This window comes from Bacillota bacterium, assembly GCA_036504675.1.
Taxonomy (GTDB): domain Bacteria; phylum Bacillota; class Sulfobacillia; order JAJYWN01; family JAJZPE01; genus DASXUT01.
Genome location: DASXUT010000180.1, coordinates 1 through 1,893, shown reverse-complemented (window position 1 = coordinate 1,893; position 1,893 = coordinate 1). Strand labels below are relative to the sequence as shown.

2 protein-coding genes are annotated in these 1,893 nt (G+C 74.5%); both read left to right on the top strand.

What is annotated here, in order from left to right; translation table 11 throughout:
• Positions 1-1,490 (top strand): ATP phosphoribosyltransferase regulatory subunit (locus VGL40_14250; protein ID HEY3316424.1); only part of this gene is annotated, 1,490 nt, incomplete at its 5' end.
• A partial coding sequence (gene hisG, locus VGL40_14245; protein HEY3316423.1) for an ATP phosphoribosyltransferase occupies positions 1,487-1,893 on the top strand: 407 nt, incomplete at its 3' end. The genes VGL40_14250 and hisG, both read left to right, overlap by 4 nt.

Genomic DNA, 1,893 nt, shown 5'->3' with positions numbered 1-1,893 from the left:
GCTCGGTCTTCCTCGGCCGGCTCACCGCCGAGGCTTTCGGCGATTACGCGGCCGGTGTCAACCACGTCCTGCCGACGAGCGGGACGGCCCGCTTCGCCTCATCCCTCGGGGTGGTCGATTTCACTATCCGTTCTCAAGCCCTGAACATCGGCCCGGCGGGGGCGGCCGCCCTCGACCGCGCTGCGACGGTGATGGCCCGGTCGGAAGGACTGGAAGGGCACGCCCTGGCGGTGGAAGCCAGGCGGGCGGTGGAAGCGGCGCGGGCGGCTGTCGGCGCGGAGGCGGGCGGAGTCGCTCCGGCGGCCGCCACGGTGGCCACGGCCGCGCCCGAATTTGAACGATCCCTGGCCGCCGGGGCCCGCGAGGTCTTCAGCGCCTGGGGCTATCGCGAAGTCGGCGCCCCGCTCTTCTTGCCCCTCGAGGACCTCGATCCCGCCCTGGGGTCCAACGGTCTCCGGGACCGCCTCTTCAAGTTTGTCGACCCCTCTGGTCGGATCATGGTCGTCCGGCCCGACTGGACCCTGCCCGTTGCCCGCGGGGCGGTGGCCGCCCTGCGCTCCGGCTCCGGACCGCTGCGCCTGTCCTACGCCGGGGACGTCTACCGCCGGGGGAGTCGGGCCTCGGCCCTTTCGCGGGGCGGCTCGGGCGGCTGGGAGGGTGCCCGGATCCCCCAGGCCGGCGTCGAACTGCTCGGCCTCAAGACCACCTGGGCCGATGCCGAACTGGTGACGATGGCCGTGGAGGTCCTGGAACGGTGCGGGCTCGAGGGCTTCACCGTCTGCGTCGGCCATGCCGCCTTGGCCGAGGCCATCCTGGCCGGTCTGGGGGCCGACTCCCCGACCGTCAAGGCGATGCGGGCCGCCCTCGTCGACCGCGATCTGGTGGCCTGGGAGCGCCTGCTGGCGCGACCGGGGGGCGAGGCCGGGCGGGCCGCCGCCGCCCGCGCCCTGGTCGCCCACCGGGGCGATGCCCGGGGGTTGGCTGAAGCTGTCGATGCGGCCTCGGCCTTCGGCCGGGAGGTGACCGACCACCTGGGGCGGCTCGGGGAGTTCGCCTCGATGCTCGACGCCGGCGGCGCGGCCGGGCGGGTCGTCTTCGACCTCGGCCTCGTCCGCGACCTCGACTATTACAGCGGCCTCGTCTTCGAAGCCTATGCGACGGGCTGCGGCCGGCCCGTCCTCACCGGCGGCCGCTACGACGGCCTTCTGTCGTCCTTCGGGCTGGACTGCCCGGCGGTCGGGCTGGGCGTCGAGGTCGACGCGCTGGCTGAGGCCCTGGCCGCTCAGGGCGGCGCGGCCGGTCTGACCCCGCCGCCGCTGCGGACCGTCGAGGTCGGCGCGGGCCGCGAAATCGAGGCCTTCACCCTGGCCGCCGGTTTGCGTGGCCTCGGGCTGCGGGTGGAGCTGCGGGCGGAGCCGCGGGCGGGCGGGCAGGCCGACGGGCGGACCGAACGGGCGGCCGCGGCCGTCAAAGGGGGTGGGCGGCGATGAGCGTCGTCCAACGTCCCCTGACCATCGCCCTCCCGGCCGGCCGGCTCTACGCCGAGTCGGCCAAGCTCCTCGGGGGGTGCGGCCTGCCCCTGGACGATTGGCGGGGCGATGAGCGACGGCTGCTCTGGACTTCCCCCGACGGCAACAGCCGCTTCCTCGTCGCCCGTCCGGCCGACATGGTCACCTACGTCCACGGGGGGGTCGCCGACCTCGGCATCACCGGGAAGGATAGCCTGATGGAGACGGACAGCGACGTCTATGAGTTGCTGGATCTCGGCTTCGGCCTCTGCCGCCTGGTTCTGGCGGCGCCGGACGGCTTCGCCGGGGCGGGGATTGGGACTGGGGCCGGGTCCGCGGTCGGCGGTCCGCTCCGGGTGGCCACCAAATACCCCCGTCTGGCCGC